The sequence below is a fragment of the Microbacterium sp. NPDC078814 genome (assembly GCF_040702645.1).
In the GTDB taxonomy this organism is placed as follows: Bacteria; Actinomycetota; Actinomycetes; order Actinomycetales; family Microbacteriaceae; genus Microbacterium.
Window position 1 is genome coordinate 312,967 of sequence record NZ_JBFBLT010000004.1, and the last position, 24,995, is coordinate 337,961.

Below are 24,995 nucleotides of genomic sequence, written 5' to 3' on the forward strand. Positions count from 1 at the left end.
CCGCCCGTATCTCAACAGGGTAGCGGAACCCGAACCGTCACCCGAATCGAGAGGTCGCATCGCGACATCTCATGAAATCCACACCGAGGAGCCCCCATGGACTGGCGTGACAAGGCCGCCTGCCTGACCGTCGACCCCGAACTGTTCTTCCCCGTCGGGAACACCGGCCCGGCCGTCGACCAGATCGAGAAGGCCAAGACGGTCTGCGCGACCTGCACGGTCACCGAGATCTGCCTGCAGTACGCCCTGGAGACCAGCCAGGACTCCGGCGTCTGGGGCGGCCTCTCCGAGGACGAGCGTCGCGCTCTCAAGCGTCGCGCGGCCCGCGCCCGCCGCGCCTCCTGAGATTCACGGAAGCGGCCTGAGACCCGGTCTCAGGCCGCTTCTGCGTGCACGGGCGGGCTCAGCGCTCCAGCCAGCGCAGCGGGATGTCGATGACCACCTCGGTGCCCTCGCCCTCGCTCCCCTGCCAGTCGATGGTGCCGCCGAGCTCGCCCTGGATGAGGGTGCGGATGATCTGCGTCCCCAGACCCTGCCCCACCCGACCCTCGGGAAGCCCGTGACCGGTGTCGCGCACCGTCACCCGGAGGTTGTCCTCCGTGCGCTTCGCATCGATCGTGACGACGCCCTCCTGTCCGGCGAGACCGTGCTCGACGGCGTTCGTCACGACCTCCGTCAGCGCCAGCGCCAGCGGGGTGGCGTACTCGCTGGGGAGCACACCGAAACGCCCCGTGGACTGCGTGCGCGCTCGGGTGTTCGGCGCCGAGGCGACCTCGGCGACGAGCTTGAGGACCCGGTGGAAGACCTCGTCGAAGTCGACCTTCTGCGTGAGGCCCTGCGCGAGCGTGTCATGCACGACCGCGATGGCGTCCACGCGGCGCATGGCCTGGGTGAGGGCGTCGCGCGCCTCGTCGGAGTGCGTGCGCCGCGCCTGGATCCGCAGCAGCGAGGCGACCGTCTGCAGATTGTTCTTCACCCGGTGGTGAATCTCGCGGATCGTCGCGTCCTTGGTGATGAGCTCCTGCTCCTGGTGACGCAGCTCCGAGACGTCGCGGCAGAGCACGATGGCGCCGATGCGCGTGCCGTGGTCCTTCAAGGGGATGGCACGGAGCGAGACGGTCACGCCCCGCGCCTCGATGTCCGTGCGCCAGGGCGCCCGTCCGGTCACGACCACGGGCAGGGACTCGTCGACCTGACGGGACGGCGGCACGAGCCGGGTGGTCACCTCCGCCAGGGACTCCCCCTCCAGCTCGTCGTCGAATCCCATCCGGTTGAACGCGGAGAGCGCGTTCGGGCTCGCGAACGTGGTGATGCCGTCGACGTCGATGCGGATCAGGCCGTCCGACGCACGGGGCGCCCCGCGTCGAGGCGACGTCGGCGCGGCCGGGTCGGGGAAGCTCCCGTCGGCGATCATCCGGAACAGGTCGTTGGCGCACTCGTCGAAGGTGATCTGCTGACGGGAAGGGGTGCGGACCTCTCCGAGATTCGTGTGCCGCGTCACCACGCCGATCACGCGGGGAGCCTTGTCCTCTCCGCGACGCTCGATCACGATCGGCACCGCACGCACCCGCGTCGGCGTCTCCTCGAACCAGTCCGGCGAGGACGAGTCCACGATCTCCGCGGACTCGAAGGCGCCCTGCACCTGCGTCCGCCACTGGGGCCGCACGCGCTCGCCGACGATGTCGCGGTAGAACAGCGTCGCCGCGCCACTGGGCCGCGCGTGCGCGACGGCGATGAAGGAGCCGTCCTCGGTCTGGATCCACAGGACGATGTCGGCGGAGGCGAGGTCGGCGAGGAGCTGTCCGTCACCGGCGAGCCGATGCAGCCACTCCACGTCGTCGTCGGTCAGAAGGCCCTGGGCCTGGGCGAGATCACTGAGGGTTGACACCTCCCCAGCCTAGAGTCCCGCACCTCAGAGGATGGCGAGCGACGTCGCGCGCCACCGGTGGTCGAGCCCTTCCAGCCGGAGGGCCACCGCGCGCGTGCGCCCCGGCCCCGCCACCACGACGACCGCCTCGACGATGCCGTCGCGCGGATGGGTCACCCGCACGGTGCGGATGACGAAGGTCGGCCGGGCCGGCGGCACCCCGCGTGCGCTGCGGGCGCGAGCGGCGAGGTTCGCACGGGTGACGAGGCTGCGGTACGCCTCCTCGCTGAACCACCGCGCCAGCTGATCCACCTCGCGGATCCCGGCGAGCGCCTCGAGCGCGCCGCGCGTGAGACTCCGGACCAGGAGCGCGGGGTCGGGAAGCTGATCGGCGGGGGTGGGCTGTGGTCCGAAGAACTCGGCCAGCATCATCGGGTTCTCCCCTCGAAGGCGTCGGCGAGACGTCAGTAGACCACGGCGTGGACCGCCGGCGGGGACGACGGCGAAGGTCTGTGGACAACCCGTACGCGACGGTGCCGATGTGGATAACTCGGGTGCGGCGGCGCGCGGCCGTACGCTCGGTCGGATGCACTGGGAATCCCTCTTCGACGACCTGGAAGGGCAGCTCGCCGCGGAATGGGAGGCGGAACGCGCCGCTCGCGACGCCGAGTCCGAGCGCCTCCGCATCGCCCGGCTCGATCTCCGCTCGCGTCTGCGGCACCTGTGCGCGGCGCAGGCCGAGGCGATCCTCCACCTCGCCGACGGCGCCAGGGTGCCCGTGGGGCTGCGGTCGCTGGGTGTGGACTGGGTGGCCGCGCTCCCCCGGGTGCCGCAGGGCGCACGGTTGCAGAGCGCCGTCCTGCTGGTCCCGGTGGCGGCGGTGCGCGGGCTCACGGTCGACCACGGGGCGATGCTGGCGAGCCTCGCCGCGGAGAGCCCCGGCGCGCCGACGCTGCGCGAGCGGATGACGTTGGGCTTCGTGCTCCGCGACCTCGCCCGGCGTCGCCTCCCCGTGCAGCTCCGGCTGCTGGTCGGGGACGACCTGCACGGCACCATCGACCGTGCCGCCGTCGATCACCTGGATCTCGCCGAGCACGACAGCGGCGCTGCCCGCCGCGCGGATGCGGTGCACGGCTTCCGGATGGTGCCGTACGCCGCGCTCTCCGCGGTGCGCGTCCTCGGCACCGCGTCGATCTGAACGCTCACGCGAAGGGCGTGACCGAACGACCCCAGAGCTCCGGGAAGCTGGCCGCCTGCGACTGCCGCCACAGCGCCATGCGCCGCGCCTCCTCCGTCTGCGCGGCGAGATACTCCTCGATGCTCGGCTCCTCGATGCGCCACCGGGCGGGTGCCCCGAGCGGGGCGCCGCGCAGATGCCCGGCGTGCACGAGGGCGATCACCTCGTCGATGTCGATGCTCAGCAGCTCGGCGACCTGGGCGGGCGCGAGGAAACGGGGGGTCTGCGGGTGCGGGGGTGTCATGCCCTCATTCTGGGCGGCCGTCCGGCACGGTGTCGGAGATCGGCGGGACCTTGTGGATAACTCGGTCGCCCCGGACGGCGTTTCTGTGACGATGTCGCCATGGCCCCGCTCTTCCGCTCCCCTCGTCGCCGCCTCCGGGGCGACCTCCGCTTCGCGGTCGGCATCGTCCTCGTGCTCGCCTCGGTCGCCGGCGTCTGGTCCATCGTCACCGCTGCGGACCAGGCGAGTCCCGTGCTCCAGGCCCGGCGCACGATCGTCCGCGGCGAGGTCCTCCGTGCCTCCGACTTCCAGACCGTCGACGTGGCGCTCGGGGCGGTCTCCGACGACTACCTCCGGCCGGAGCAGCTCGCCGCGGGGCGGATTGCGGCCCGCACCCTGACGAAGGGCGAGCTCCTGCCGCGGACGGCGACGGCCGGGGCGGAGAGCAGCCGCACGACCACGGTCGTCGTCGAGAGCAGCGTCGCTCTCCCGGAGGATGTGGCGACCGGCACGGAGGTCGAGGTCTGGCAGGCGCCGCTGCGCGACGACGGCCGCTCCTACGACGAGCCGCGCATCCTCGTCGGGGACGTCGCGGTCCGCACCGTCCTCGAACCGGACGGGCTCCTCGCCGACGGGGCGGCGGAGGTCGAGATCGTGATCGACCGCAGCGACGTCGCCGCCGTGCTGGGCGCGGTCACCGGCGGGGCGGCGCTCTCCGTCGTCCCCGTCGGGTCCGGATCGTGAGCGTCGTCCTCCTGGCCGTGGCCGCACCCCGCGTGGATGCGCTCGTGGCGGAGCTGGAGTGGGAGGGCATCACGGGGATAGCCCTGCCGTCCGCCGCGCCCGCGGCCCTCATCGCGCGCCTGCAGCCGGACGTGGAGGCGGTGGTGGTACCCGCGACCAGGGAGACGCTGACGGTCGAGCTGCGGGCGGCCTGCGACCGCGCGGGCGTCCGCATCCTCACGCTCGGCGACCCGGAGAGCCGAGCGGTGGCCCGGCTCGGGCTCGCCCCGCCACTGCGCACCGATGCGGCGGGCTGGGAGATCGCCGCGGCACTGTCCGCGGATGCGCTCGACGCCCCGCGACTGCCGCTCTCCCCGTCGCGCATCACGACGGTCTGGGGCCCGCACGGGGCGCCCGGACGGTCGACGGTCGCGATCCAGCTCGCCGTCGAGCTCGCCCGTCGCGGTCGGCGGACAGCCCTGGCCGATGCGGACACCGTGGCTCCCTCGCTCGCCCTGCTCCTGGGCATGGACGACGACGCCCCGGGGCTCGCCGGAGCCTGCCGCCGCGCGGGGACCGGGGCGCTGGATCCCGCGGAGCTCTCCCGGCTCTCGGTCCGGCTGCTCGCCGGCGGCACCGAGGTCGACGTGCTCGCCGGGCTCAACCGTCCGAGCCGCTGGCCGGAGCTGTCGGATGCGCGGCTGCGGGCGGCCCTCGAGGCCTGCCGCACCTGGCGGGACGAGACGATCGTCGACGTCTCCGCGGCGATCGACGCCGACGACGAAGCCACCCATGATGTCGTCGGCCCCCGTCGGCACGCCGCGACCACCGCGGCACTGGGCGCAGCGGACCGGGTCGTGGCGGTGGCTCCCGCCGACCCGGTGGGGATCAGCCGTTTCCTCCGCGACCACGCCGAGGTCCGCCGCCTCGTGGGGCGGACGCCGATGACGGTGGTCGTCAATCAGGTGCGACCGGGACCCCTCGGCCTCGACGCCCGGAGTCAGATCCGTCGCACGCTGGAGAGGTTCGCCGGCCTCACCGACATCGCCTTCCTGCCCTACGACCGTCGTGCCGTCGATGCGGCGCTGCTCCACGCCCGGCCGATCTCCGACGTCGCCCCGCGCTCGACGATGGTCGCCGCCGTGCGCCGGCTGGCGGCCGACCTCGATGCGTCCGTGCCCGCGGAGGCTACTGCCGGTAGCTCGACAGGAAGTTCCCGAGTCGCTCGACGGCTTCGCTCAGCACTCGCGGCTCTGGCAGGGTCACGAGGCGCAGGTGATCCGGCGTCGGCCAGTTGAAGCCCGTCCCCTGCACGAGCAGGATGTGCTCGGATACCAGCAGGTCGTAGACGAGCTTGGCGTCGTCGCGGATCTCGTGCACGTTCGGGTCCAGTCGCGGGAAGGCGTAGAGCGCACCCTGGGGCTTCACGCAGGACACGCCGGGGATGGCCTCCAGCCCCTCCCAGGCGATGTCGCGCTGCTCGTGGAGCCGCCCGGTCGGGGCGATCAGGGCGTCGATCGACTGCACCCCGGACAGCGCCGCCTGCACGGCGTGCTGCGCCGGGACGTTCGGGCAGAGCCGGGTCGAGGCCAGCAGCGTGATGCCCTCGATGAAGCCCTTGGCGTGGTCCTGCGGTCCCGTGACGACCATCCAGCCGGACCGGTAGCCGGCCACGCGGTACGTCTTGGAGAGCCCGTTGAACGTGAGGCAGAGCAGGTCGGGGGCCAGGGTCGCCGTCGGGATGTGCACGGCGTCGTCGAACAGGATGCGGTCGTAGATCTCGTCGGAGAGGATGAGCAGCTGGTGCTCGCGCGCGATCTGCACGAGGCCCTCCAGCACCTGCCGGGAGTAGACCACGCCGGTGGGGTTGTTCGGGTTGATGATCACGAGCGCCTTGGTCCGCGGCGTGATCTTGGACCGGATGTCCTCGAGGTCGGGCTGCCAGCCCTGCTCCTCGTCGCAGAGGTAGTGCACGGGCGTGCCGCCCGCGAGGCTCGTCATGGCTGTCCAGAGCGGGTAGTCGGGAGCGGGGATGAGGACCTCGTCCCCCTCGTCCAGCAGCGCCTGCATGGTCATGGTGATCAGCTCGGACACGCCGTTGCCGAGGTAGACGTCGTCGGGATCGAATCGGGGGAACCCGTCGATCTCCTCGTACCGGCTCACGACGGCACGCCGGGCGGAGATGATGCCCTTGCTGTCGCTGTAGCCGTGGGCCGTGGGGAGCGCCGCGAGCATGTCGTGCACGATCTGGTGCGGGGCGTCGAAGCCGAAGATCGCGGGGTTGCCGGTGTTGAGCTTGAGGATCCGGTGGCCCTCTGCTTCCAATCGCGCCGCCTCAACGAGGGCGTTTCCGCGGATCTCGTACAGGACGTTCTTGAGCTTCGACGACTGGTCGAAGGTGCGCGATGGTGTCATCGATCAAGCCTACAGGGACGACAGGAGGGCCAATCCGCACGGACTGGCCCTCCTCGTCACCCGAAGGCTACTTCTTCTTCTTGCTCTGCGCGCGCCGCTGCTCGCGGTTGCCCGCCGCCGGGGCGGCCGGCTCCGTGCGCTGGCCGAAGGCGCCGCGCGGGGCCTCCTCCGGCTCGGCCTGCTGCGGAGCCTGCGCCCGGGCCGCGGCCTGGCGCATCCGGTCGGTCGCGGCCTGCTGGACCTGCCCGCGGTCGTTGCGGACCTCGACCTCGCCGGCGTCGTTCGCCGCCGAGTACTCCAGGCGCTGCTCTCCGCCGTCGGTGGCGAGCCCCTTGGCCTCGACCTCCGCCGTCTCGGCGTCGCCGGCGCGACGGACCTCGACCTCGAGGTTGTAGAGGTAGCCGACCGACTCCTCCTTGATCTGGCCCATCATCGACTGGAACATCGCGTAGCCCTCGCGCTGGTACTCGATGAGCGGATCGCGCTGCGCCATCGCCCGGAGGCCGATGCCGTCCTTGAGGTAGTCCATCTCGTACAGGTGGTCGCGCCAGCGGCGGTCGAGCACCTGCAGGACGACGCGACGCTCGAGCTCCCGGGTCGCGGCCTCGCCCAGCGACTCCTCGCGCTTCTCGTAGGCGATCTTCGCGTCCGACAGCAGCTCGCGCGTCAGGCCCTCGGCGGTGATGCCGCCCTTGCGTCCTGCGGCCTCCGACACGACCTCGTCGATCGTGACGCTCACCGGGTACAGCGTCTTCAGCTCGGTCCAGAGGGCGTCGAAGTCCCAGCTCTCGTTGTGGCCCTCGCCGGTGTGGTCCTTCACGACGCCGCTGATCGCGTCCTCGATGAAGTGCTGCACCCGATCGGCGATGTCGTCGCCCTGGAGGATGTGGCGGCGGTCGGCGTAGATCGCCTCGCGCTGACGGTTGAGGACGTCGTCGTACTTGAGGACGTTCTTGCGCATCTCGGCGTTGCGGGCCTCGACCTGCGACTGGGCGCTGCGGATCGCCCGGGACACGAGACCCGACTCGATCGGCACGTCGTCGGGGAAGTTCGTGCGGGCGAGGATCGCCTCGGCGGCGCCGGACTGGAACAGCCGCATGAGGTCGTCGGTGAGGCTCAGGTAGAAGCGGCTCTCGCCGGGGTCGCCCTGACGACCGGACCGACCGCGCAGCTGGTTGTCGATGCGGCGCGACTCGTGGCGCTCGGTGCCGAGCACGTAGAGGCCACCGGCCTCGATGACCTTCTCGGCCTCCTCCTCGACCACCTTCTTCATGGTCTCGTAGGTCTCGTCCCACGCGACCTCGTACTCCTCCGGCGTCTCCACCGGGTCGAGTCCCTTCGCCTTCAGCTCCTGCACCGCGAGGAACTCGGCGTTTCCGCCGAGCATGATGTCGGTGCCTCGGCCGGCCATGTTCGTCGCGACCGTCACGGCGCCGAGGCGGCCGGCGCGGGCGACGATCTCCGCCTCACGGGCGTGGTTCTTCGCGTTCAGGACCTCGTGCTTGACGCCCTTCTTGGCGAGCAGGCGCGACAGGTACTCGCTCTTCTCGACGCTGGTGGTGCCGACCAGCACCGGCTGCCCGCTCGCGTGGCGCTCGGCGATGTCCTCAACGACCTGCGCGAACTTCGCCGCCTCGTTCTTGTACACCAGGTCCGGCTGGTCCTTGCGGATCATCGGCTTGTTGGTGGGGATCGGGATGACGCCGAGCTTGTACGTCGACATGAACTCGGCGGCCTCGGTCTCGGCCGTACCGGTCATGCCGGCGAGCTTGTCGTAGAGGCGGAAGTAGTTCTGCAGCGTGACGGTGGCGAGGGTCTGGTTCTCGGCCTTGACCGGCACCCCCTCCTTCGCCTCGATCGCCTGGTGGATGCCCTCGTTGTAGCGGCGTCCGACGAGGATGCGTCCGGTGTGCTCGTCGACGATCATGACCTCGTCGTTCATGACGACGTAGTCGGTGTCCTTCTTGAACAGCGCGAGCGCCTTGATCGAGTTGTTCAGGAACGAGATGAGCGGCGTGTTGGCGGACTCGTAGAGGTTGTCGATGCCGAGGTAGTCCTCGACCTTCTCGATGCCCGGCTCCAGGACGCCGACGGTGCGCTTCTTCTCGTCGACCTCGTAGTCCTCGCCCGCCACGAGGGTGCGCGCGATCTTGGCGAACTCCGCGAACCAGCGGTTCGCCTCGCCGGAGGACGGTCCGGAGATGATGAGCGGCGTGCGCGCCTCGTCGATGAGGATGGAGTCCACCTCGTCGACGATCGCGAAGAAGTGCTCGCGCTGGACGAGGTCCTCCTTGCGCCAGGCCATGTTGTCGCGGAGGTAGTCGAAGCCGAACTCGTTGTTCGTGCCGTAGGTGATGTCGGCCGCGTACTGCTCGCGGCGCACGGCGGGCGTCTGGCCGGAGACGATGATGCCCGTCGTCATGCCGAGCGCGCGGTAGACGCGGCCCATGAGCTCCGCCTGGTAGCTCGCGAGGAAGTCGTTCACGGTGATGACGTGCACGCCCTTGCCCGCGATGGCGTTCAGATAGGCGGGGAAGGTGGCGACGAGCGTCTTGCCCTCACCGGTCTTCATCTCGGCGATGTTCCCGAGGTGGAGGGCGGCGCCACCCATGATCTGCACGTCGTAGGCGCGCATGCCGAGCGTGCGCTTGGCGGCCTCGCGCACCGCGGCGAAGGCCTCGGGCATGAGCTGGTCGAGCGTCTCACCCTTCTCGTAGCGGGCGCGCAGCTCGGCGGTCTCGTTGCGCAGCTCGTCGTCCGTGAGCTGGGAGATGTCCTCCTCGAGGGCGTTCACCGCCTTCACCACCTGGTTCAGACGGCGGATGATCCGCCCCTCACCTGCGCGCAGCAGCTTCTCAAGAGGATTCGCCACGGATGTCATCTCCCTGTCATTGGGTCATTCGCCGGCCGCCGTGAGGCGAGCGCCAGGCATACTTTGCCATGTTACCGGCCTGTGACCTCCACGTCGCCTGCATGGGCCCGCCGCGCCGCGTCCGGGAAGTTGCCCGGTATGCATATACTCGGCACTGCTTTCCATCCGCCATCCTCGGGAGACCGGTCATGTCCGTACGCCAGAGCCTGCTCGCCATCCTCGACCAGGGCCCCTGCTACGGCTACCAGCTCCGCCACGAGTTCGACCGCCGGACCGGGTCGACCTGGCCGCTCAACGTCGGCCAGATCTACAACACCCTGGAGCGGCTCGAGCGGGACGGACTGGTCCAGCGCGGGGAGGCCGACGACCACGGTCACGTGTACTGGCGCATCACGCCCGCGGGCTCGGCCGAGGCGGCACGCTGGCTCACCACCCCCGTGCTCCGCGCTCCCGCGACGCGCGAGGAGCTCGCCGTGAAGCTCGCCGTCGCGGCCACGCTGCCCGGAGTCGATGCCGCCGCCATCCTCCGCAGCCAGCGGGACGCCTCGCGGCAGCGGCTCGAGGACCTGCAGCGCACGCCCTCCCCCGGCCTCGCCGCCGGCAGCCCCGAGGATCTCGCGTGGTCCCTCGTCCTCGACTCGCTCGTCTGCGCCGCGGAGGCCGAACTCCGGTGGCTCGACCAGGCGGAGGCCCGACTCGCGCAACACCCCCATCCCGAGATGGCCCTGGAGCTGACCACCGAACGCCCCAAGCGAGGACGCCCCGCGAAGGCGGCGCCCTCCCCCGTCGCCGGCGGCGATCCCGTCACCCTCCCCGTCTGACGCACCAGGCCGCGATGCCCGCCGTTCGCCTGGAGCGGATGCTCAGCCCGCGCACGCGCCCGGGAAACTAGGATCGGCACATGGCTGGATTTTGGGGCAGACGCAAACGCGAACAGGAAGAACTCGCCGCACAGGACGCGGACCTCGCCCGGCGTGCGGAACAGGCACTCGTCGCCGCCGACGAGCGCATCCGCACCACCTCCGATGAGCTCGTCTTCGCGGAGGCCGAGCTCGGCGAGTCCCTGACCGCCGACCTCAAGGCCGCGCTGCTGTCGGTGCGCACGCACCTGCGCGAGGCCTTCCAGCTCCACCAGCTCAACCATGACGAGATCCCGGACACCGACGAGGAGCTGCGCACGCGGAACGCGCGCATCCTGCAGCTCTGCGACTGGGCCCAGGACCTCCTCGACGAGAAGACCACCGTGCTCGCGGAGTCCGTCGCGAAGGTGCGGCGCGCGCCCGAGATCATCGCCCAGGTCCGCGCGGACGCCGAGGCGCTGAGCGCCCGCATCCCGCAGACGGACGAGACGGTGTCCCGGCTGTCCGCCCGCTACTCCGACTCCGCCATGCATCAGATCACGGCCAGCGCGGCCGAGGCGGAGCAGCTGATCCGTTTCGCGACCCACAGCGCCGACATCTCGGAGCGTCGCCGCGCCGCGAAGCAGAACGAGGAGGCGAACCTCGCGCTGGAGACGGCCACCGAGGCGACGCGTCGCGCCGCTGCCCTGCTCGACGCGGTGGAGGACTTCGAGATCGAGGCCCTGCGCGCCGAGTCGACCCTGGCCGAGGTCATCGCCGACTCCCGCAACGACCTGATCGCCGCCCGGACCGCTCCCTCCACGCCCGCCGTGGCGGAGGCCGTCGCCCGGCTGCAGGCGGCCCTGGCCGCCCTCACCCCCTCGGGCCAGCCCAACGACCCGTTCGCCGAGCTCTCGCGTCTGCGCGAAGCCAACGCCGGTCTCGACGACGCGATCGCCACGGCCCGGCATCGCGCCGAGAATCCGCTGCCGAGCATCGCGCAGGTCCAGCACGCGATCGACGACGCCGACCGCCAGCTGGGCGTGGCCCGCGGGCTCATCGCCGGGCATCGCGGATGGATCGGCGCCGATGCGCGCACCCGTCTCGCCGAGGCGGAACGACTCCGCGTCGATCTCCCGGCCCTGCTTCCTGCCGAAGAGACCCGCGAGGCGGCGCTCGCCCAGGCCCGCCGGGTCGCGCACCTCGCCGCGGAGGCCCTCCAGCTCGCGCAGCGCGACATCGACTCGTCCCGCCCGCAGGATCAGGACTGGGCCGGCGGCTGGGGCGGCGGTCCTCGTCGCGGCGGCGGGATGGGCGGCGGCGACCTCGCCTCCGGCATCCTCGGCGGGCTCGTCATCGGCAGCATCCTCGACGGCATCTTCGACTGACGCCGTCCGGTCTTCGCACGAGAACGGCCCGACCCCCGCGGGGATCGGGCCGTTCTCGGTCGGATCAGGAGGCGAGCGCCTCGGCGGGCGGAGCCTGCGTGCTCAGGGCGATGACACCGTAGTCCCAGCCCTTGCGGCGGTAGACCACGCTCGGGTGGTCGGTGCGCGCATCGACGAAGAGGAAGAAGTCGTGCCCGACGAGCTCCATCCGGTCGACGGCCTCCTCCACCGTCATCCACTCCGCCTCGAAGCTCTTCGTGCGGATGACGACGGGCGAGTAGTCCTCCTCCTCCTCGCTCTGCACCGGGATACTGCCGGTCGCGACGGCGTGCAGCACCTCGGCGGAGGCCGGCTGCACGTCGATGCCCTCGAGCGAACCGCTGCCCTTCTCGAAGTGCGGCCCGCGCGGATGCTGTCGACCGTCGACGCGCTTCTCCTTCGCGCGGCGCAGCTGCTCCGTCATCTTGTCGATCGCGAGGTCGAGAGCCACGAACTTGTCGCCGTCGACGGCCTCGGCACGGACCACGGGGCCCTTGCCGACCAGCGTCAGCTCGACCGTCTCGTCCGGGATGCGCCCGTTGCGGTAGACCCGGTGCGTGACCTTCACGTCCAGACGTTGCGCCTTGGCGGCGAGTGTCTGGATCTTGGCGATCTTCTCTTCGACGACGGTGCGGAAGCGATCGGTGATGCCCACTCCGACGCCCACGATGCTCGTTTCCATTGCTGCCTCCTTGTCCCGGTCCACCCGGCCAAGGGCGGACCGTGGTCGCCTTGTGACACCCCACCGTAGTCCGACGCGCGGCGGATGTCACGGCCCTCGACCCTGTGTCTCCGGTGAGTCTTCGATGAACCTCATCCGGATTCCGGCGACTTCGGCGTGGCGGCGAGCGCGACGGCCCCGACGACCACGAACCCGGCGGCGACGAGCGCCCGGACCGCCTCGTCGAGCGTGGCTCCCGTCGTGACCACGTCGTCCACGACCACCGCCGGGGCCCCGAGTCCCCGGCGCCGCGAGATCATCGCCCCGCGGACGTTCGCGGCGCGGTCCGGGGCAGCCAGCTCGCGCTGGTCGCGCACCCGGCGCGTGAGGGTCAGGACGCGCTGCGGATCGGCTCCGGCGCGCCGGACGAGGAGCTCCGGAACGCGGGTACCCCGACGACGGAACGCGGCGCGCGAGGTCGGCACCGGGACCACCCAGACCCCGGGGACGAGGACGGGCGTCAGGACAGCGGCGAGCGCGGCGCCGAGCGGCCGGGCCAGGAGCGTGTCGCCCTCCCCCTTCATCCGCCGGATGCAGGACGCTGCGGGACCCTCCAGAGCGAGCGCGGCTCGGACCCGCAGGCCCGCCGGCGTGCGCACCTCGCGCGGCGACGGATCGAGCGCGTTCCGGCAGTCGTCGCAGAGCAGCGTCCCCGGACGCTCGCACCCGGCGCACCGCGCGGCGAGCAGCAGGGCGCCGATCTCGGCGAGGAGCGCGTGCGTCCGTGTCGTGATCCCCATGCGGGCATCCTGTCGCCCGGAGCCGCCGCGCGGGCCACGAAGGGGACGAGGTGGGGGCGGACGGACGTCATCCGCCGCTGTGCAGGAGTGGTCACTCCCCGGCGCGGGTGGCGAGGATCGCGACGCCCTCCGTGACCTCGCGCCACGCCGAGCCGGCGTGAGCGAACAGCTGACCATCGGCATCGAGGATGCGCACGCCCGCGGGAGTGCGGGCGCCGGCGACCGAGGCGGCGTCGCTGGGTGCGGTCTCCGCCGACCCGGGACCGCCGACCGGCTGCACCAGGAGCCGCGGGGTGGACGAATCGGTCAGGACGGCCAGGCGATCCGGACCCAGCCAGGCGAGTCCCGTCGACGCCTCGGTGAGCTGGAGCAGCGGGCGCATCTCGCCGAGGTCCGTCGGCACACCGGACCCGTCCCGCACCACCGACGCGACCGCGAGCCAGCGCTGGCCGCCGACCACGATCACCGCCGCCACGCGGGCGCCGTCCGCCGCCACCCGCAGGTCGGAGATGGAGGAGGCGCTCGGCCAGGCACCGGCGACCTTGTGGGGGACCACGTCCGGACCGACGGCCTGCACGGCCTGCGGCGCGCCCGCGGGGACCGACCACACGTAGCCGTAGGGGTCGAGGGACGGATGCACCAGGCCCGGACGAGCATCCAGCTCGTCGCGCGAGCTCTTGCCCACGAGGTACACATGGCCGTCGTCGAGCTGGAGCGCGGCACTCGCATCGTCCGCGGCGACGTCGATCGCCTCGATCGGCTGCGACACGGACTGGATCTGCGGGCTGATGGCGGGGATCGACGCGATCTCGTCGCCGACGATGCGCCCGAACACGCCGTCTTTCAGCACCAGCGTCCCCGGTTCCGGCGTGGAGTCGGCGAGCTCGACGACCCCCGCGTCGAGAGCCCTCCCGTCGACGCTGAAGCGCACCTGGGTGACGTTCACGCCGGCGGCCCTCAACGTGGCCTGCAGCTGGGTGCGCATGCGCGCCAGGGTCGTCCGGTCGAGACCAGCCGCGGGACGGGTCAGCGACACCTCGGCGACCTGCGCCGTGATCAGCACCGCGTCCTGCGCCAGCTGCACGTCGGCGGGGAAGGCCGTCTGGACCGCCGGATCGAGCCACTCCGCCGGGGTTCCGGCGACGAGCGCCTGGGTCACCGTGGTCGCCGGGCTCTGACGGCGGGGGAACCACCGTATGTCCGGGACCAGCCGCGACCAGCCTGCATCGAACCACTGCAGCGAGTACCCCTCGAAGACGTTGGGGAACCGCGCCTCGTCGATCACGACGCCGTCCGGCGCCTGGGTGATGCGCCACTCGCCGTCCTCGCCCCGGGCCAGGGCGAACGGGATGCTCGAATCGCCGGGGGCACCGCTGTACGCCCCGGAGTCGTCCACGCTCGCGACCAGCTCGAGCAGTACCTGCACCTCGGCCTCGTCGGCGTCCTCGACCTGGTCATCGGCGACGTTCGAGGTCAGGGTCCGCGCCTCCGCTCCGGCGTCGATGGAGACGCCCGCCGACGGGCGCCAGCTCCGCTGCAGCGACGGCGCCAGGAACTCGCGCGCCGTGGCCCAGTTGTCCGAGGTCGTGATGCCCGCCTCGAGGAAGCCCTCCACGATCTCCTCCGGCCCCGCACCCGCGATCGGTCCGGAGGCGACGGGGAGGACGTCGACGTCGTCCGGCGACTCCCCGAGCTCGAGGCCGACCGCCACGTCTCCGCTCGTCGGCAGCCCCGCGCAGGCCGGCAGCAGCAGGGCCACGACCGCCACGGCAGCGGCGCGGAGGAGGCGACGTGACGCGCGCGTGCTCATGACTGGTCCTTCCCGTCGAGGAGATCAGAGTACGTCTCGGCGATGGAGATCGGCTGCGTGGCATCACCGAGCTCGGCGAGGGGCTCCTGCGGCTCCACCGGGATCGGACTGGGTCCGTCGAGCACCCGGTCGTGGCGGGGGACGGTGAGGACGAAGTGGGAGCCGACGCCGAGCTCGGACCAGACCGCCAGGGTCCCGCCGTGGAGGGTGGCGTCGCCGAGGGCGATCGACAGCCCGAGCCCGGTGCCGCCGATCGTGCGCTGACGCGACGGGTCCGCCCGCCAGAATCTGTCGAACACCCGCTCCGCGTCTCCGGGGTCCATGCCCAGCCCGAAGTCCCGGACGCCGGCCGCCACCGCGTGCTGGTTGCTGTCCACCGTGACGACGACCGGGCGTCCCTCGCCGTGCTCGATCGCGTTGCCGATGAGGTTGCGCAGCACCCGCCGCACGCGGCGCGGGTCCATGTCGACCGGCGAGTAGCCGCCGGGTGCCACGAGACGGATCTCCGTGCCGTGCCCTTCCGCGAGCGGCCGCATCTGCTCGATCACGTCCTCCGCGAGCTGCGCGAGACTCGTGGCCTCCAGCTCGAGCTGCACGGACCCCGCGTCGTAGCGACTGATCTCCAGCAGGTCGGCCAGCAGCGTGTCGAACCGCTGCACCTGCGCGTGCAGGAGCTCGGCGGTGCGTGCGGTCGTGGGATCGAACTCGTCACGCTGGTCGTTGAGCATGTCGGCGGCGAGGCGGATCGTCGTCAGCGGGGTCCTGAGCTCGTGCGAGACATCGGACACGAAGCGCTGCTGCACCATGGACAGCTCGCCGAGCTCCTTGATCTGCGCCTCGATGCTGTCGGCCATCGCATTGAAGGAGCGGCCGAGGGTCGCGAGCTCGTCCTCGCCGTGCACCTCCAGCCGCACACCGAGATCGCCCGCCGCGAGCCGCGCGCTCGTCTCCGCCGCCTGGACGATCGGGGTCGACACGGTCCGCAGCACGATCCAGGAGATGGCCGCGACGATGGCCACCAGCCCGATCCCGGCGATCCACAGGGTGCGTTGGACGAAGACGAGGGTCTGGTCGGCGTCGGCGAGGTCGTAGGCGAAGTAGATCTCGAAGGATCCGGCCTGCGGCACCTGGAGCTGCTGCCCCACGACGATGCCCGGCACCACGCCGCCATCCTCCGTGGGAAGGGCGACGGACTGCCAGGCCTGCCGGTCGTCGAACTCGCGGACCCGGGCCTGCAGCTCGGGGCTCAGCAGATCCGGCGTCAGCCCGGCGGTGAAGCCGTTGAGCCGGACCGTCCCTGAACCGTCCTGGATCTTGAAGCCGGCGAGCTGGTCGGCACTCGACGTGCGCGAGAGGGTGTCCGGGATGCCGTTCCACAGATCGGTCAGCGCCGCGGGGTCGTCGCCCACCTCCGCCACGTCCAGGAGCGACTGCGCCTGGTCCACCGCCCGCCGGGCATCCTCCAGCGCGACGTTCTTCCGCGACACGAAGAGGTCGTTCTGGATGACGAGAGCCATCGTGACGCAGGTGATGAAGATCGCCAGCGACGTGGCGACCAGGGTGATCGCGAGGGTGCGGAACCGGAGCGACCGTCGCCACAGCGCCGCCAGCACGTCCGGCCAGCCGCGCCAGTCGCGGAGGACGGCGACGGCCGTGGTCGCTGTCGTCGCGGCCATGGGGTCTCTAGGTGACGCTGCCGGCGCGGTAGCCCACGCCGCGGACCGTCATGACGATCTTGGGGTTGTCCGGGTCGAGCTCGACCTTCGCCCGCAGGCGCTGCACGTGCACGTTCACGAGCCGGGTGTCGGCCTTGTAGTGGTAGCCCCAGACCTGCTCGAGGAGCATCTCGCGGGAGAACACCTGCTGCGGCTTGGAGGCGAGGGCCACGAGGAGCTGGAACTCCAGCGGCGTGAGGGCGATCGGCGTCGTCCCGCGGCGCACCTCGTGCGCGTCCACGTCGACGGTGAGGTCGCCGATCCGCAGCTGCTCGCTGGAGGCCTGCGGTGTCGGCCGCAGCCGGGTGCGGATGCGGGCCACGAGCTCCTTGGGATTGAACGGCTTGACCATGTAGTCGTCGGCGCCGACCTCGAGACCGCGCACCACGTCGGCCGTGTCGCTGCGTGCCGTCAGCATGATGATCGGCACCCCCGACTCGGCGCGGATCCGCGTGCAGATCTCGATGCCGTCCATACCGGGGAGCATCAGGTCGAGGAGCACCAGGTCGGGACGCTGCGCGCGCCACTCGTCGACGGCGCGCGCGCCGTCCGCGCAGAACACCGGCTCGAATCCCTCCGTGCGCAGCACGATGCCGATCATCTCGGCGAGCGCGGTGTCGTCGTCGACCACAAGGATGCGTGAGGTCATAACTGTTACCTTATGGCACCGAGTCCCGCCCTCCGCAGGTCTGCGCCTCAGCGCGAGGATATGACACGATGGGAGCGCACGACGGAGGGAGGCCCGTGAGCGGCCAGACGTGGACCCCAGCTCCCCGGAAGGGCATCATCCCCCTTCACCCGCTGACGTTCGGCATGCTGCTGGGCAAGGCCTTCGCGGCGCTGCGGCACAACCCCAAGGTCCTGTTCGGGTTCGCCGTCGTCATCCAGCTCATCGTGGTCATCGCCACGGCCGGGGTGATGGGCGTCGTCCTGTTCACGACGTTCTCCCGGTTGGAGACGGTCGCCCCCTCCTCCCCCGACTTCGAGGCCGTGTTCGCCGGCACGATCGCCATCAACCTCCTCGCCGGGCTCCTCGTCGGGCTCGCGTCCATCGCGTTCACCGCGATCATGCAGGGCGTCGTGGCCGCCGAGGTCGGCTACGCCACGGTCGGCGTCAAGGCCACGCTGCGCATGCTGTGGCGCCGGATGGCCCCGGCGTTCTGGCGGCTCGCGGGATTCGCCTCCCTCTCGGTGCTCGCCCTCTTCGGCGGCCTCGCCATCGTCGCGGGCGTCATCGGCGCGCTCATCGCCGGCGGCCTCGGCGGCACCCCGGAGATGATCGGCATCGTCGTGCTCGTCGTGGTCCTCCTGGGCCTGGCCGCGATCCCGCTCACGGTGTGGCTGTCGACCAAGCTGCTGCTCGTCCCGTCGATCCTCGTGCTGGAGCGCGCCCGGTTCCGGGAGGCGTTCGTGCGGTCCTGGCGCCTGACCCGCGGCCGCTTCTGGGTCGCATTCGGCGTGACCTTCCTCATCAGCCTGATCATGGGCCTGGCGATGCAGGTGGTCAGCTTCCCGACCGCCATGCTCTCCTCGTTCCTCGGCACCGTCATCGCGCCCACCGGCGCCAGTGAGCCGAGCGCGGTGGTCGGGTACGTCTTCGCCCTCCTCGCCCCGCAGGTTCTCCTGCTGATCCTGCAGGCGATCGCCATCGTCGTGCAGAGCACCGGCGGCGTGCTCGTCTACCTCGACTGCCGGATGCGCTATGAGGGTCTCGACCAGGCCCTCCTCTCCCATGTCGAGCGCCGCGACCTCGGCGTCCCCGAGGATCAGCTCGGCGATCCCTTCGCGGTCGATCCCTCGCGGGCCGTCACCAGCGCTCCCCCGCCGCGTCAGGTGCCGGAGCACGTCATGATGACGCAGGCGTACGGCGCCCCCGGATACGGCGCCCCCGGGTACGGCGCGCCCGGATACGGGGCTCCCGGATACGGGGCTCCCGGATACGGGGCTCCCGGATATCCGGCGCCGGGTGCGCAGACGGCGCCTCCCTCCTTCGCCCCGCCGCCCCCACCCGCGCCGGCACCCCCGGCCTCGCCCCCCGCCGATGCCGATGCGGGAGGCGGATGGACGGCTCCGGGCAGCTCCCCGCAGCCATGATGCGGCGCTTCGACGACGTCTTCGTCCCGGACGGGGAGGAGGCACGACGCTGGGCCGAGGAGGAGCTGTCCAACCCGCGGTACGCGGACGCGAAGCCCACCTGGTTCGATCTGTTCGCGCGCGACGTGATGCGCTTCCTCGGCGACCTCTTCAGCGGGGACAACGGCGCGAACGTCGGCCCCACCGCGCTCATCGTCGTCACGGTGCTCATCGCGGCGGCCCTGGTCACCGCTCTGCTCGTCTGGGGACGCCCCCGACGGTCGCGAGCGATCCGCCGCCCCCAGGGCGACCTGCTCGGCGCCGCCGACGATCGCAGCGCCGCGCAGCTCCGCGCCGATGCCGAGCGCAGCGCACGGCAGAACGACTGGGACACGGCTGTCGTGCTGCGCTATCGGGCCATCGCCCGCAGCCTGCTCGAGCGCGATCTCATCGATCCGGCACCCGGCGCGACCGCGCAGTCGATCGCCCGGTCCGCGAGCGCGGTGTTCGCCGAGGAGGCCGAGTCCCTGCGCCGCGCCGCCGCGTCCTTCGACGATGTGCGGTACCTGCGCCATCCCGCCGCCGAAGACGACTACCGCCACCTCGCCGCGACCGACGAGCGGCTCCGCGCCCACCGCCCAGAGGCGGTGCCGGCATGACGACGACCGCCCCTCCCGACGAGGCCGTCGACACCACCGCGGAGCGGCCGAAGCGTCGCACCGCGTCCCTGTGGGGATGGGTCCTCGTCGCGGTGCTCGTGATCGCCGTGGCCCTCGCGGCTTCGCAGCTCGCCGCGACCGGTCCCGGTGCGCGGGGCGCGCTCGACCCGGAGAGCCGGTCCGACACCGGCGCCCTGGCGCTCGCCGAGCTCCTCCGGGATCAGGGCGTCGAGGTCGAGGTCGTCCGCTCCCGGGCGGCAGCCGCGGCCGCCCTCGACGAGGACAGCACGCTCGCCCTGACCAACCCCTACACGCTCTCCGACGAGGCTCTGGCGGATCTGCTCGCCCCGGCCGACCGTGTGGTCTTCCTCTCCACCGGCACGCACCTCCTCTCCGAGCTGGCGATCGGCGAGAACGCCTCCGGCTCGGCGGCCCCCCGGCCGGCCGCGTGCGCCGTGCCCGCGTTCGCCGAGGTCGGCGACATCCGTCCCGATCGACTCTTCTCCCCCGCCGACGGTGTCACCGGCTGCTTCGCCGACGGCGATGCGGCCGCCGTGCTCGTGGACGACCGTGACGGACACCGAGCCGTCGTCGAGGGCGTCAAGCTCTTCAGCAATGCGACCCTCGCCGAGGACGGCAACGCCGCGCTCGGTCTCGCCCTGCTCGGACAGACCGCGCGCGTGGTCTGGTACGTGCCGTCCTACGAGGACACCGACATCCAGGGCGCGACCCCCGATACGCTCGGCACCCTCACCCCGGACTGGGTCACCCCGGCGATCCTGCTGCTGCTCACCGCGGGCCTGGCCGTGGCCGTGGCCCGGGGCCGACGATTCGGTCCGCTCGTCGCCGAGACCCTGCCGGTCACCGTGCGCGCCTCGGAGACGATGCACGGACGCGCCCGTCTGACGGCGAGGGCGGCCGACGCCCCGCACGCGGCCGAGGCGCTCCGAGAGGGAACCCGTCGGCGGTTGGCGCGGCGGCTGGGCCTGGCCGTGCACGCGAGTGCGGACGAGGTGGCGGACGCCGCCGCCGACCGGCTGCGGATCCCGCGCGGCACGCTGCAGAGCCTGCTGGCGGGACCGCCGCCCACCGACGACGCGGCACTGGTCACCCTCGCCCGACGCCTCGACGAGCTGGAGACCGCCGTGGAGACGAGCGCGCAGACCCCACGGAGCGACGCATGAGCACCTGCCCACCCCGCATCCTTTTCCCGACCGAAGCCGAGGAGACCCCGTGACCGACGAGAACAGTCCCGCCGACGACGCCGCGCTGCGCCAGGCCATGCACCGCGTCCGCACCGAGGTCGACAAGGCGGTGGTCGGCCAGGCCGGTACGGTCACCGGCCTGCTCGTCTCGCTCCTGGCCCGCGGCCACGTCCTGCTCGAGGGGGTGCCCGGAGTGGCGAAGACCCTCGTGGTGCGCTCGTTCGCGCGGGCTCTGGGGCTCGACACCAAGAGGGTCCAGTTCACCCCCGACCTGATGCCGGGCGACGTCACGGGATCCCTCGTGTACGACGCCAGGACCGGGGAGTTCGACTTCCGCGCCGGACCGGTGTTCACGCACATCCTGCTCGCGGACGAGATCAACCGCACGCCTCCCAAGACCCAGGCGGCGCTCCTGGAGGCGATGGAGGAACGCCAGGTCTCCGCGGACGGCGTCAGCCGCGCGCTGCCCGATCCCTTCCTCGTCGCGGCGACGCAGAACCCCATCGAGCACGAGGGGACGTACTCGCTGCCGGAGGCGCAGCTCGACCGCTTCCTGATGAAGCTCGTCGTGGGCATGCCGGAGCGGGACGCGGAGGTGTCCGTGCTGCGACGCCACGCCCAGGGCTTCTCCCCGCGGGAGCTCACCGGCGTCGAGGCGGTGATCGGCGCCGACGAGATCCGTGCCGCGCAGCAGGCGGCTGCGCGGGTCGACGTGACGGACGATGTCCTGGGCTACGTGGTCGACCTCGCCCGCGCGACCCGGCAGTCCCCCTCCGTCGAGCTCGGCGCCAGTCCCCGGGCCTCGACCGGCCTGCTCGCCGCGGCGAAGGCATGGGCGTGGCTCAACGCCTCCACCGCCGTGACCCCGGACCACGTCCAGACGATGCTCGTCCCGGTGTGGCGGCATCGCCTGCAGCTCCGCCCCGACGCCCAGATGGAGGGCGTGTCCGCCGACGCCGTGCTGACGTCGGTGGTCCAGCAGACCCGGGTGCCGATCTAGGTGTTCGTCACGGGCCGCCTCGCCGTCGCCCTCGCCGTCGGCATCGTGCCGCTGGTCCTCGCGGGACTGGCGGGGTACCCGCCGTACGCCGTGCTGGGCGGATGGATCGGGCTCTGCGTGCTCCTCGTCGTGGTCGATCTCGTCTTCGCGGGTGACCCCCGCGCGGCGACCGTCACCCGGCGCGTCCCGGCGCGTGCGCGTCTCGGCGAGCAGATCCCGGTCAGCGTGGCGGTGGAGAACCGGGGGGCCCGACTGCTCGACGTCCTCCTCCGCGACGCCTGGCAGCCCACCGCCGGCGCGCCGGAGTCGCGACAGCACCTGCGCATCCCGCCTGGCGAGCGCCGGCGCGTGGACATCCCGCTCCGTCCGCGACGCCGCGGCGAGCTGGTCAGCGCCTTCGTCGTGCTCCGCTCCCGCGGCCCGCTGGGCCTCGCCGGCCGCCAGGCGCGGCACCCCGTCCGCGGCGCGATCCGCGTGCTGCCGGCGTTCTCCTCGCGCAAGCACCTGCCGTCGCGGCTCGCGCGCCTGCGCGAGCTCGACGGGAACACGAGCATCCAGGTACGCGGCCAGGGCACGGAGTTCGACTCTCTGCGCGAGTACGTGCGCGGCGACGATGTGCGCTCGATCGACTGGCGGGCGACGGCACGCGCGGGCACCACGATGCTCCGCACCTGGCGCCCGGAGCGTGATCGGCACGTCGTCCTCATCGTCGACACCGGACGGACGGCGGCCGCACGCGTGGGCGACGGCACGAGACTCGACGCCGCGCTGGAGGCGGCCCTGCTGCTCTCCGCGCTCGCCTCCCGCGCCGGTGATCACGTGCACCTGCTCATGCACGACCGTGTCACCCGGGCGCGGGTCACCGGCGTGGACGGCACCGGGCTCCTGCCCGCGCTGACCGACGCCATGGCCCCGGTGCACGCCCGTCTCGTCGACACGGACTGGCACGCGGCCTTCGCGGCGGTGCGCACCCTGACGACCCGCCCCTCCCTCATCGTCGTGCTCACCGCTCAGGACGCGGCCGAGTCCGCCCGGGGCTTCCTCGGGGCCTTCCCCGATGCCTCCCGGGCCACCACGGTGCTCGTCGGGTCGGTGACCGATGACGGCATCGCCGCGCTCGCCCGTGCCCGGGGGTCCCGCGAGGAGGTCTACCTCGCCGCCGCCGCCGAGCGCACGCTTCGCGACGCCGAGAACGTCGCGGACGCGATCCGCCGGGCGGGCGGGGAGGCCATCGCCGCCGACCCGGAGGATCTGCCGCCCCGGATCGCCGACCGCTACCTCGAGCTCAAGGCGGCGGGACGGCTCTGACCGCGGTCCGCGGAGGCGTCAGCCCGCGACGAGCCGTGGCGTGCCCGACTCGTACTCCACGAGATCGCCGGTCTCGCCCCGCAGGTGCGCCCGGCGGCCCACGACGAGCATGTAGATGAGGAACACCGCGAGCGCCGCCGCCCCGATGCCGATCTTGACCGGCCAGGGCAGCGCCCAGCCGGTGACGAAGCCCTCCACGAGTCCGGAGAGGAAGAGCGCGAACACGAGTCCGAGGGCGACCGTGGCCAGCGCCCTGCCCTCCGTGGCGAGCGCTTCACCGCGCGTGCGGGGGCCGGGCACCACCCACGCCCAGAACATGTGCAGGCCGGCGGCCGCGGCGACGAAGATGCAGGTCATCTCCAGCATGCCGTGCGGCAGGATGTAGAGGACCATGAGGTCGGCCTTGTCGTGGATCGCCATCACGGCTCCGGACGTGCCGAGGCCCAGGGCGTTCTGCACGAGCATGTAGACGGGCCAGATCCCGGTCACGCCGAACAGCACGCATTGCATCGCGATCCAGGCGTTGTTCGTCCAGACCATGCCCATGAACACCGCGGCGGGGTTCTCCGTGTAGTACCCGGTGAAGCTCTCGTCGGCATACTGCTGGAGGGCGTCGGGCGGACCGAGGGTGGCGACGAGGGCGGGATCGCTCGCGATCCAGGCGGCGGTCCCGACGGCGACGGCCACGAAGGCGAGAGCGATGACGAGGGTCGTCCATCGCAGCCGGTACAGCGCCGCCGGCAGCTGCAGCCGGAAGAAGCGCGCCGTCTGGGTGAGGATGCTGTCCGCGGCGCCGGTGAGACGGAGTCGCGCGCGCACGAGGATCGTGGAGAGGTAGGCGCCCTGCGGCGACTCGCCGACGGAGGTCTTCAGCTCCGCGAGGTCGGCCGAGGCGGCGCGATAGCGCACGATGAGCTCGTCGACGCCGGCGCCGTCGAGACGAGCCCGGCTCAGGGCGTCCAACCGCTCCCATTCGGACCGGCGCGCATCGGCGAGGGCATCGGCATCCACCTGATTTACTGTACTCATGTCCGCGCAGATCGACGTCTCCGACGAGGTGCTCTCCGGAGAGGCGGTCGCGATCGACGTGCAGCCCGTGGGGTTCCTCCTCCGGGCGGCGGGGGCCGTGATCGACATGCTGCTGGGCTACGCCGTCTTCGTCGGATCGATCTTCCTGCGCCTCTGGCTCCTCGACATCGGCGTGCTCGACCCGGCCACGGATCGCATCGCCCTCGTGGCCTCCCTCGTCGTCAGCTTCGTCGTCCTGCCGATCACGATGGAGGTGGCCCTCAAGGGCCGCAGCCTCGGCAAGCTCGCGGTCGGCGGGCGGATCGTGCGGATGGACGGCGGCGCGGCGGGGTTCCGGCATGCGTTCATCCGCGCCCTGCTCGGTGTGCTGGAGATCTACCTCACCTTCGGCGGCCTCGCGGTCCTGGTCGGCGCCTTCACGGCGCGATCCCAGCGGCTGGGCGACCTCGTCGCCGGGACCTACAGCCAGCGGGTGCGCACGCCGAAGCTCTTCACCCCGGCTCCCGTCCTGCCTCCCGCGCTGGCGGGGTGGGCGCAGGTCGCCGACGTGGCCCGTCTCCCCGACCGCCTCGCCCGCCGCATCTCGCAGTTCCTCGTGAGCGCCCCGCGCATGCTCCCGGCGGCGCGCGAGCGCGTGGCGGCCGATCTGCTGGCCGAGGCGACACCGTACGTCTCCCCCGTGCCGGCCGCGCCCGCGGAGCTCGTCCTGGTCGGCGTCACCGTGCTGCGGCGGGAGCGGGAGCGGCGGGCGCTGGAGAACGCCGACCGTCGGGCGGAGAAGCTCACCGGGCGGCGCCTGGGCGTCTGAGGGCGGCCCGCACCCGTGGTTCTCCTCGAGCGGCGGTCTTCGGTCAGGCGCGGAGGGCCTCGTGACGCACGACCAGCCAGCCCGCGGGAACCGACAGCCGATCGGCATGCGGCGCGCACAGATCGTGCGCCTGCGGGTCGTTGGCCGCGCCGAGCGGGCCGAGCGCGGCCATCTGGTCGCCGTAGTCATATGTGAGGGTGGCCACGGCCTCTCGCGCGCAGCCGACCTTCGAGCACAGTCGTCCGTCCATCACCGTCAGCGTACGGCTCCCGGCCGCGCGGGCGGCGGTGCCGCGCCGGGCGGGTACGCAGCGCCTAGACTTTC

24 protein-coding genes are annotated in these 24,995 nt (G+C 72.1%); 12 read left to right on the forward strand and 12 right to left on the reverse strand.

Annotated features, from left to right (window positions below; all coding sequences use genetic code 11):
* Positions 1-96: 96 nt before the first annotated feature.
* Positions 97-345 carry a WhiB family transcriptional regulator gene (locus AB0300_RS10315; RefSeq protein ID WP_017203224.1) on the forward strand — a complete coding sequence of 83 codons (249 nt, stop codon included), beginning with the start codon at positions 97-99 and terminating at the stop codon, positions 343-345.
* A 58-nt stretch (positions 346-403) separates the two neighbouring features.
* Here the strand turns inward: AB0300_RS10315 and AB0300_RS10320 are convergent, their stop codons facing one another.
* Both AB0300_RS10320 and AB0300_RS10325 read right to left on the reverse strand, forming a co-directional pair.
* Entirely contained in the window at positions 404-1,888 is a 1,485-nt protein-coding gene (locus tag AB0300_RS10320; protein WP_025103058.1) for a sensor histidine kinase, read from the reverse strand.
* Between the two features lie 24 nt (positions 1,889-1,912).
* On the reverse strand, positions 1,913-2,299 hold the full coding sequence (locus tag AB0300_RS10325; protein WP_062766506.1) for an Rv3235 family protein: 387 nt from the start codon (positions 2,297-2,299) through the stop codon (positions 1,913-1,915).
* A gap of 154 nt (positions 2,300-2,453) precedes the next feature.
* On the opposite strand from AB0300_RS10325, the gene AB0300_RS10330 reads away from it, so the two are divergent.
* Entirely contained in the window at positions 2,454-3,065 is a 612-nt protein-coding gene (locus AB0300_RS10330) for a hypothetical protein (RefSeq protein WP_126894370.1), read from the forward strand.
* A gap of 4 nt (positions 3,066-3,069) precedes the next feature.
* Here AB0300_RS10330 and AB0300_RS10335 read toward each other — a convergent pair whose 3' ends face one another.
* Positions 3,070-3,348, reverse strand: a complete 279-nt coding sequence (locus AB0300_RS10335; protein ID WP_085607173.1) for a helix-turn-helix domain-containing protein — start codon at positions 3,346-3,348, stop codon at positions 3,070-3,072.
* Positions 3,349-3,447: 99 nt separating this feature from the next.
* Between AB0300_RS10335 and AB0300_RS10340 the strand changes: the two genes are divergently transcribed.
* Positions 3,448-4,071, forward strand: coding sequence for an SAF domain-containing protein (locus tag AB0300_RS10340; protein ID WP_303708222.1), 624 nt, complete (start codon positions 3,448-3,450; stop codon positions 4,069-4,071).
* Positions 4,068-5,348, forward strand: coding sequence for a P-loop NTPase (locus tag AB0300_RS10345; protein WP_303708223.1), 1,281 nt, complete (start codon positions 4,068-4,070; stop codon positions 5,346-5,348). The genes AB0300_RS10340 and AB0300_RS10345 overlap by 4 nt, the downstream gene beginning before the upstream one ends.
* Here the strand turns inward: AB0300_RS10345 and AB0300_RS10350 are convergent.
* Both AB0300_RS10350 and secA read right to left on the reverse strand, forming a co-directional pair.
* Positions 5,239-6,465 carry a pyridoxal phosphate-dependent aminotransferase gene (locus AB0300_RS10350; RefSeq protein WP_062635128.1) on the reverse strand — a complete coding sequence of 409 codons (1,227 nt, stop codon included), beginning with the start codon at positions 6,463-6,465 and terminating at the stop codon, positions 5,239-5,241. The genes AB0300_RS10345 and AB0300_RS10350 overlap by 110 nt on opposite strands.
* A 67-nt stretch (positions 6,466-6,532) precedes the next feature.
* Positions 6,533-9,337: a preprotein translocase subunit SecA gene (secA, locus tag AB0300_RS10355; protein ID WP_025103051.1), complete on the reverse strand. Its 2,805-nt coding sequence runs from the start codon at positions 9,335-9,337 to the stop codon at positions 6,533-6,535.
* Positions 9,338-9,525: 188 nt separating this feature from the next.
* On the opposite strand from secA, the gene AB0300_RS10360 reads away from it, so the two are divergent.
* On the forward strand, positions 9,526-10,158 hold the full coding sequence (locus AB0300_RS10360) for a PadR family transcriptional regulator (RefSeq protein ID WP_303708225.1): 633 nt from the start codon (positions 9,526-9,528) through the stop codon (positions 10,156-10,158).
* A gap of 80 nt (positions 10,159-10,238) precedes the next feature.
* Positions 10,239-11,564 (forward strand): hypothetical protein, encoded by a 1,326-nt coding sequence (locus AB0300_RS10365; protein ID WP_366215950.1) that lies wholly within the window; start codon positions 10,239-10,241, stop codon positions 11,562-11,564.
* A gap of 64 nt (positions 11,565-11,628) precedes the next feature.
* Here the strand turns inward: AB0300_RS10365 and raiA are convergent, their stop codons facing one another.
* The 5 genes from raiA to mtrA form a co-directional block, all read right to left on the reverse strand.
* Entirely contained in the window at positions 11,629-12,285 is a 657-nt protein-coding gene (gene raiA, locus AB0300_RS10370) for a ribosome-associated translation inhibitor RaiA (protein ID WP_025103048.1), read from the reverse strand.
* Between the two features lie 131 nt (positions 12,286-12,416).
* Entirely contained in the window at positions 12,417-13,064 is a 648-nt protein-coding gene (locus AB0300_RS10375) for a phosphoribosyltransferase family protein (RefSeq protein WP_085607161.1), read from the reverse strand.
* A gap of 91 nt (positions 13,065-13,155) precedes the next feature.
* Positions 13,156-14,874, reverse strand: a complete 1,719-nt coding sequence (locus AB0300_RS10380) for an LpqB family beta-propeller domain-containing protein (RefSeq protein ID WP_366215951.1) — start codon at positions 14,872-14,874, stop codon at positions 13,156-13,158.
* Positions 14,871-16,550, reverse strand: coding sequence for an MtrAB system histidine kinase MtrB (gene mtrB, locus AB0300_RS10385; RefSeq protein ID WP_025103045.1), 1,680 nt, complete (start codon positions 16,548-16,550; stop codon positions 14,871-14,873). The genes AB0300_RS10380 and mtrB overlap by 4 nt, the downstream gene beginning before the upstream one ends.
* 7 nt (positions 16,551-16,557) lie before the next feature.
* Positions 16,558-17,238: an MtrAB system response regulator MtrA gene (gene mtrA / locus AB0300_RS10390; RefSeq protein WP_025103044.1), complete on the reverse strand. Its 681-nt coding sequence runs from the start codon at positions 17,236-17,238 to the stop codon at positions 16,558-16,560.
* A gap of 95 nt (positions 17,239-17,333) precedes the next feature.
* Here mtrA and AB0300_RS10395 point away from each other — a divergent pair, with 95 nt between their 5' ends.
* The 5 genes from AB0300_RS10395 to AB0300_RS10415 all read left to right on the forward strand — a co-directional run bounded on the left by AB0300_RS10395 (position 17,334) and on the right by AB0300_RS10415 (position 22,834).
* A complete protein-coding gene (locus AB0300_RS10395) occupies positions 17,334-18,683 on the forward strand; it encodes a hypothetical protein (protein ID WP_366215952.1) in 1,350 nt (449 codons plus the stop codon).
* On the forward strand, positions 18,650-19,321 hold the full coding sequence (locus tag AB0300_RS10400) for a DUF4129 domain-containing protein (RefSeq protein WP_085607153.1): 672 nt from the start codon (positions 18,650-18,652) through the stop codon (positions 19,319-19,321). Before AB0300_RS10395 ends, AB0300_RS10400 begins: the two co-directional genes overlap by 34 nt.
* Complete coding sequence (locus AB0300_RS10405) at positions 19,318-20,505, forward strand: DUF4350 domain-containing protein (RefSeq protein ID WP_303708230.1); 1,188 nt, start codon at positions 19,318-19,320, stop codon at positions 20,503-20,505. Before AB0300_RS10400 ends, AB0300_RS10405 begins: the two co-directional genes overlap by 4 nt.
* 97 nt (positions 20,506-20,602) lie before the next feature.
* Positions 20,603-21,526: a MoxR family ATPase gene (locus AB0300_RS10410; RefSeq protein WP_231729611.1), complete on the forward strand. Its 924-nt coding sequence runs from the start codon at positions 20,603-20,605 to the stop codon at positions 21,524-21,526.
* Positions 21,527-22,834 carry a DUF58 domain-containing protein gene (locus tag AB0300_RS10415; protein ID WP_025103039.1) on the forward strand — a complete coding sequence of 436 codons (1,308 nt, stop codon included), beginning with the start codon at positions 21,527-21,529 and terminating at the stop codon, positions 22,832-22,834. It abuts the gene before it with no gap.
* 18 nt (positions 22,835-22,852) lie between these two features.
* On the opposite strand, the gene AB0300_RS10420 is transcribed toward AB0300_RS10415, so the two are convergent.
* On the reverse strand, positions 22,853-23,845 hold the full coding sequence (locus AB0300_RS10420) for a stage II sporulation protein M (protein WP_249521542.1): 993 nt from the start codon (positions 23,843-23,845) through the stop codon (positions 22,853-22,855).
* Positions 23,846-23,861: 16 nt separating this feature from the next.
* On the opposite strand from AB0300_RS10420, the gene AB0300_RS10425 reads away from it, so the two are divergent.
* Positions 23,862-24,671, forward strand: a complete 810-nt coding sequence (locus AB0300_RS10425) for an RDD family protein (protein ID WP_025103037.1) — start codon at positions 23,862-23,864, stop codon at positions 24,669-24,671.
* 43 nt (positions 24,672-24,714) lie between these two features.
* Here the strand turns inward: AB0300_RS10425 and AB0300_RS10430 are convergent, their stop codons facing one another.
* Positions 24,715-24,921 (reverse strand): DUF3499 family protein, encoded by a 207-nt coding sequence (locus AB0300_RS10430; protein WP_025103036.1) that lies wholly within the window; start codon positions 24,919-24,921, stop codon positions 24,715-24,717.
* Between the last annotated feature and the right edge of the window lie 74 nt (positions 24,922-24,995).

What these genes read in the sequence shown, in the direction of transcription:
- AB0300_RS10410 (WP_231729611.1), top strand. Translation starts at nt 20,603, where the DNA reads ATGCACCGCGTCCGCACCGAGGTCGACAAGGCGGTGGTCGGCCAGGCC.
- AB0300_RS10325 (WP_062766506.1), bottom strand. Translation starts at nt 2,299, where the DNA reads ATGATGCTGGCCGAGTTCTTCGGACCACAGCCCACCCCCGCCGATCAG.
- AB0300_RS10330 (WP_126894370.1), top strand. Translation starts at nt 2,454, where the DNA reads ATGCACTGGGAATCCCTCTTCGACGACCTGGAAGGGCAGCTCGCCGCG.
- AB0300_RS10365 (WP_366215950.1), top strand. Translation starts at nt 10,239, where the DNA reads ATGGCTGGATTTTGGGGCAGACGCAAACGCGAACAGGAAGAACTCGCC.
- AB0300_RS10405 (WP_303708230.1), top strand. Translation starts at nt 19,318, where the DNA reads ATGACGACGACCGCCCCTCCCGACGAGGCCGTCGACACCACCGCGGAG.
- AB0300_RS10340 (WP_303708222.1), top strand. Translation starts at nt 3,448, where the DNA reads ATGGCCCCGCTCTTCCGCTCCCCTCGTCGCCGCCTCCGGGGCGACCTC.
- AB0300_RS10430 (WP_025103036.1), bottom strand. Translation starts at nt 24,921, where the DNA reads ATGGACGGACGACTGTGCTCGAAGGTCGGCTGCGCGCGAGAGGCCGTG.
- AB0300_RS10375 (WP_085607161.1), bottom strand. Translation starts at nt 13,064, where the DNA reads ATGGGGATCACGACACGGACGCACGCGCTCCTCGCCGAGATCGGCGCC.
- mtrA (WP_025103044.1), bottom strand. Translation starts at nt 17,238, where the DNA reads ATGACCTCACGCATCCTTGTGGTCGACGACGACACCGCGCTCGCCGAG.
- raiA (WP_025103048.1), bottom strand. Translation starts at nt 12,285, where the DNA reads ATGGAAACGAGCATCGTGGGCGTCGGAGTGGGCATCACCGATCGCTTC.
- AB0300_RS10400 (WP_085607153.1), top strand. Translation starts at nt 18,650, where the DNA reads ATGGACGGCTCCGGGCAGCTCCCCGCAGCCATGATGCGGCGCTTCGAC.
- AB0300_RS10425 (WP_025103037.1), top strand. Translation starts at nt 23,862, where the DNA reads ATGTCCGCGCAGATCGACGTCTCCGACGAGGTGCTCTCCGGAGAGGCG.
- mtrB (WP_025103045.1), bottom strand. Translation starts at nt 16,550, where the DNA reads ATGGCCGCGACGACAGCGACCACGGCCGTCGCCGTCCTCCGCGACTGG.
- AB0300_RS10335 (WP_085607173.1), bottom strand. Translation starts at nt 3,348, where the DNA reads ATGACACCCCCGCACCCGCAGACCCCCCGTTTCCTCGCGCCCGCCCAG.
- AB0300_RS10315 (WP_017203224.1), top strand. Translation starts at nt 97, where the DNA reads ATGGACTGGCGTGACAAGGCCGCCTGCCTGACCGTCGACCCCGAACTG.
- AB0300_RS10380 (WP_366215951.1), bottom strand. Translation starts at nt 14,874, where the DNA reads ATGAGCACGCGCGCGTCACGTCGCCTCCTCCGCGCCGCTGCCGTGGCG.
- AB0300_RS10350 (WP_062635128.1), bottom strand. Translation starts at nt 6,465, where the DNA reads ATGACACCATCGCGCACCTTCGACCAGTCGTCGAAGCTCAAGAACGTC.
- AB0300_RS10360 (WP_303708225.1), top strand. Translation starts at nt 9,526, where the DNA reads ATGTCCGTACGCCAGAGCCTGCTCGCCATCCTCGACCAGGGCCCCTGC.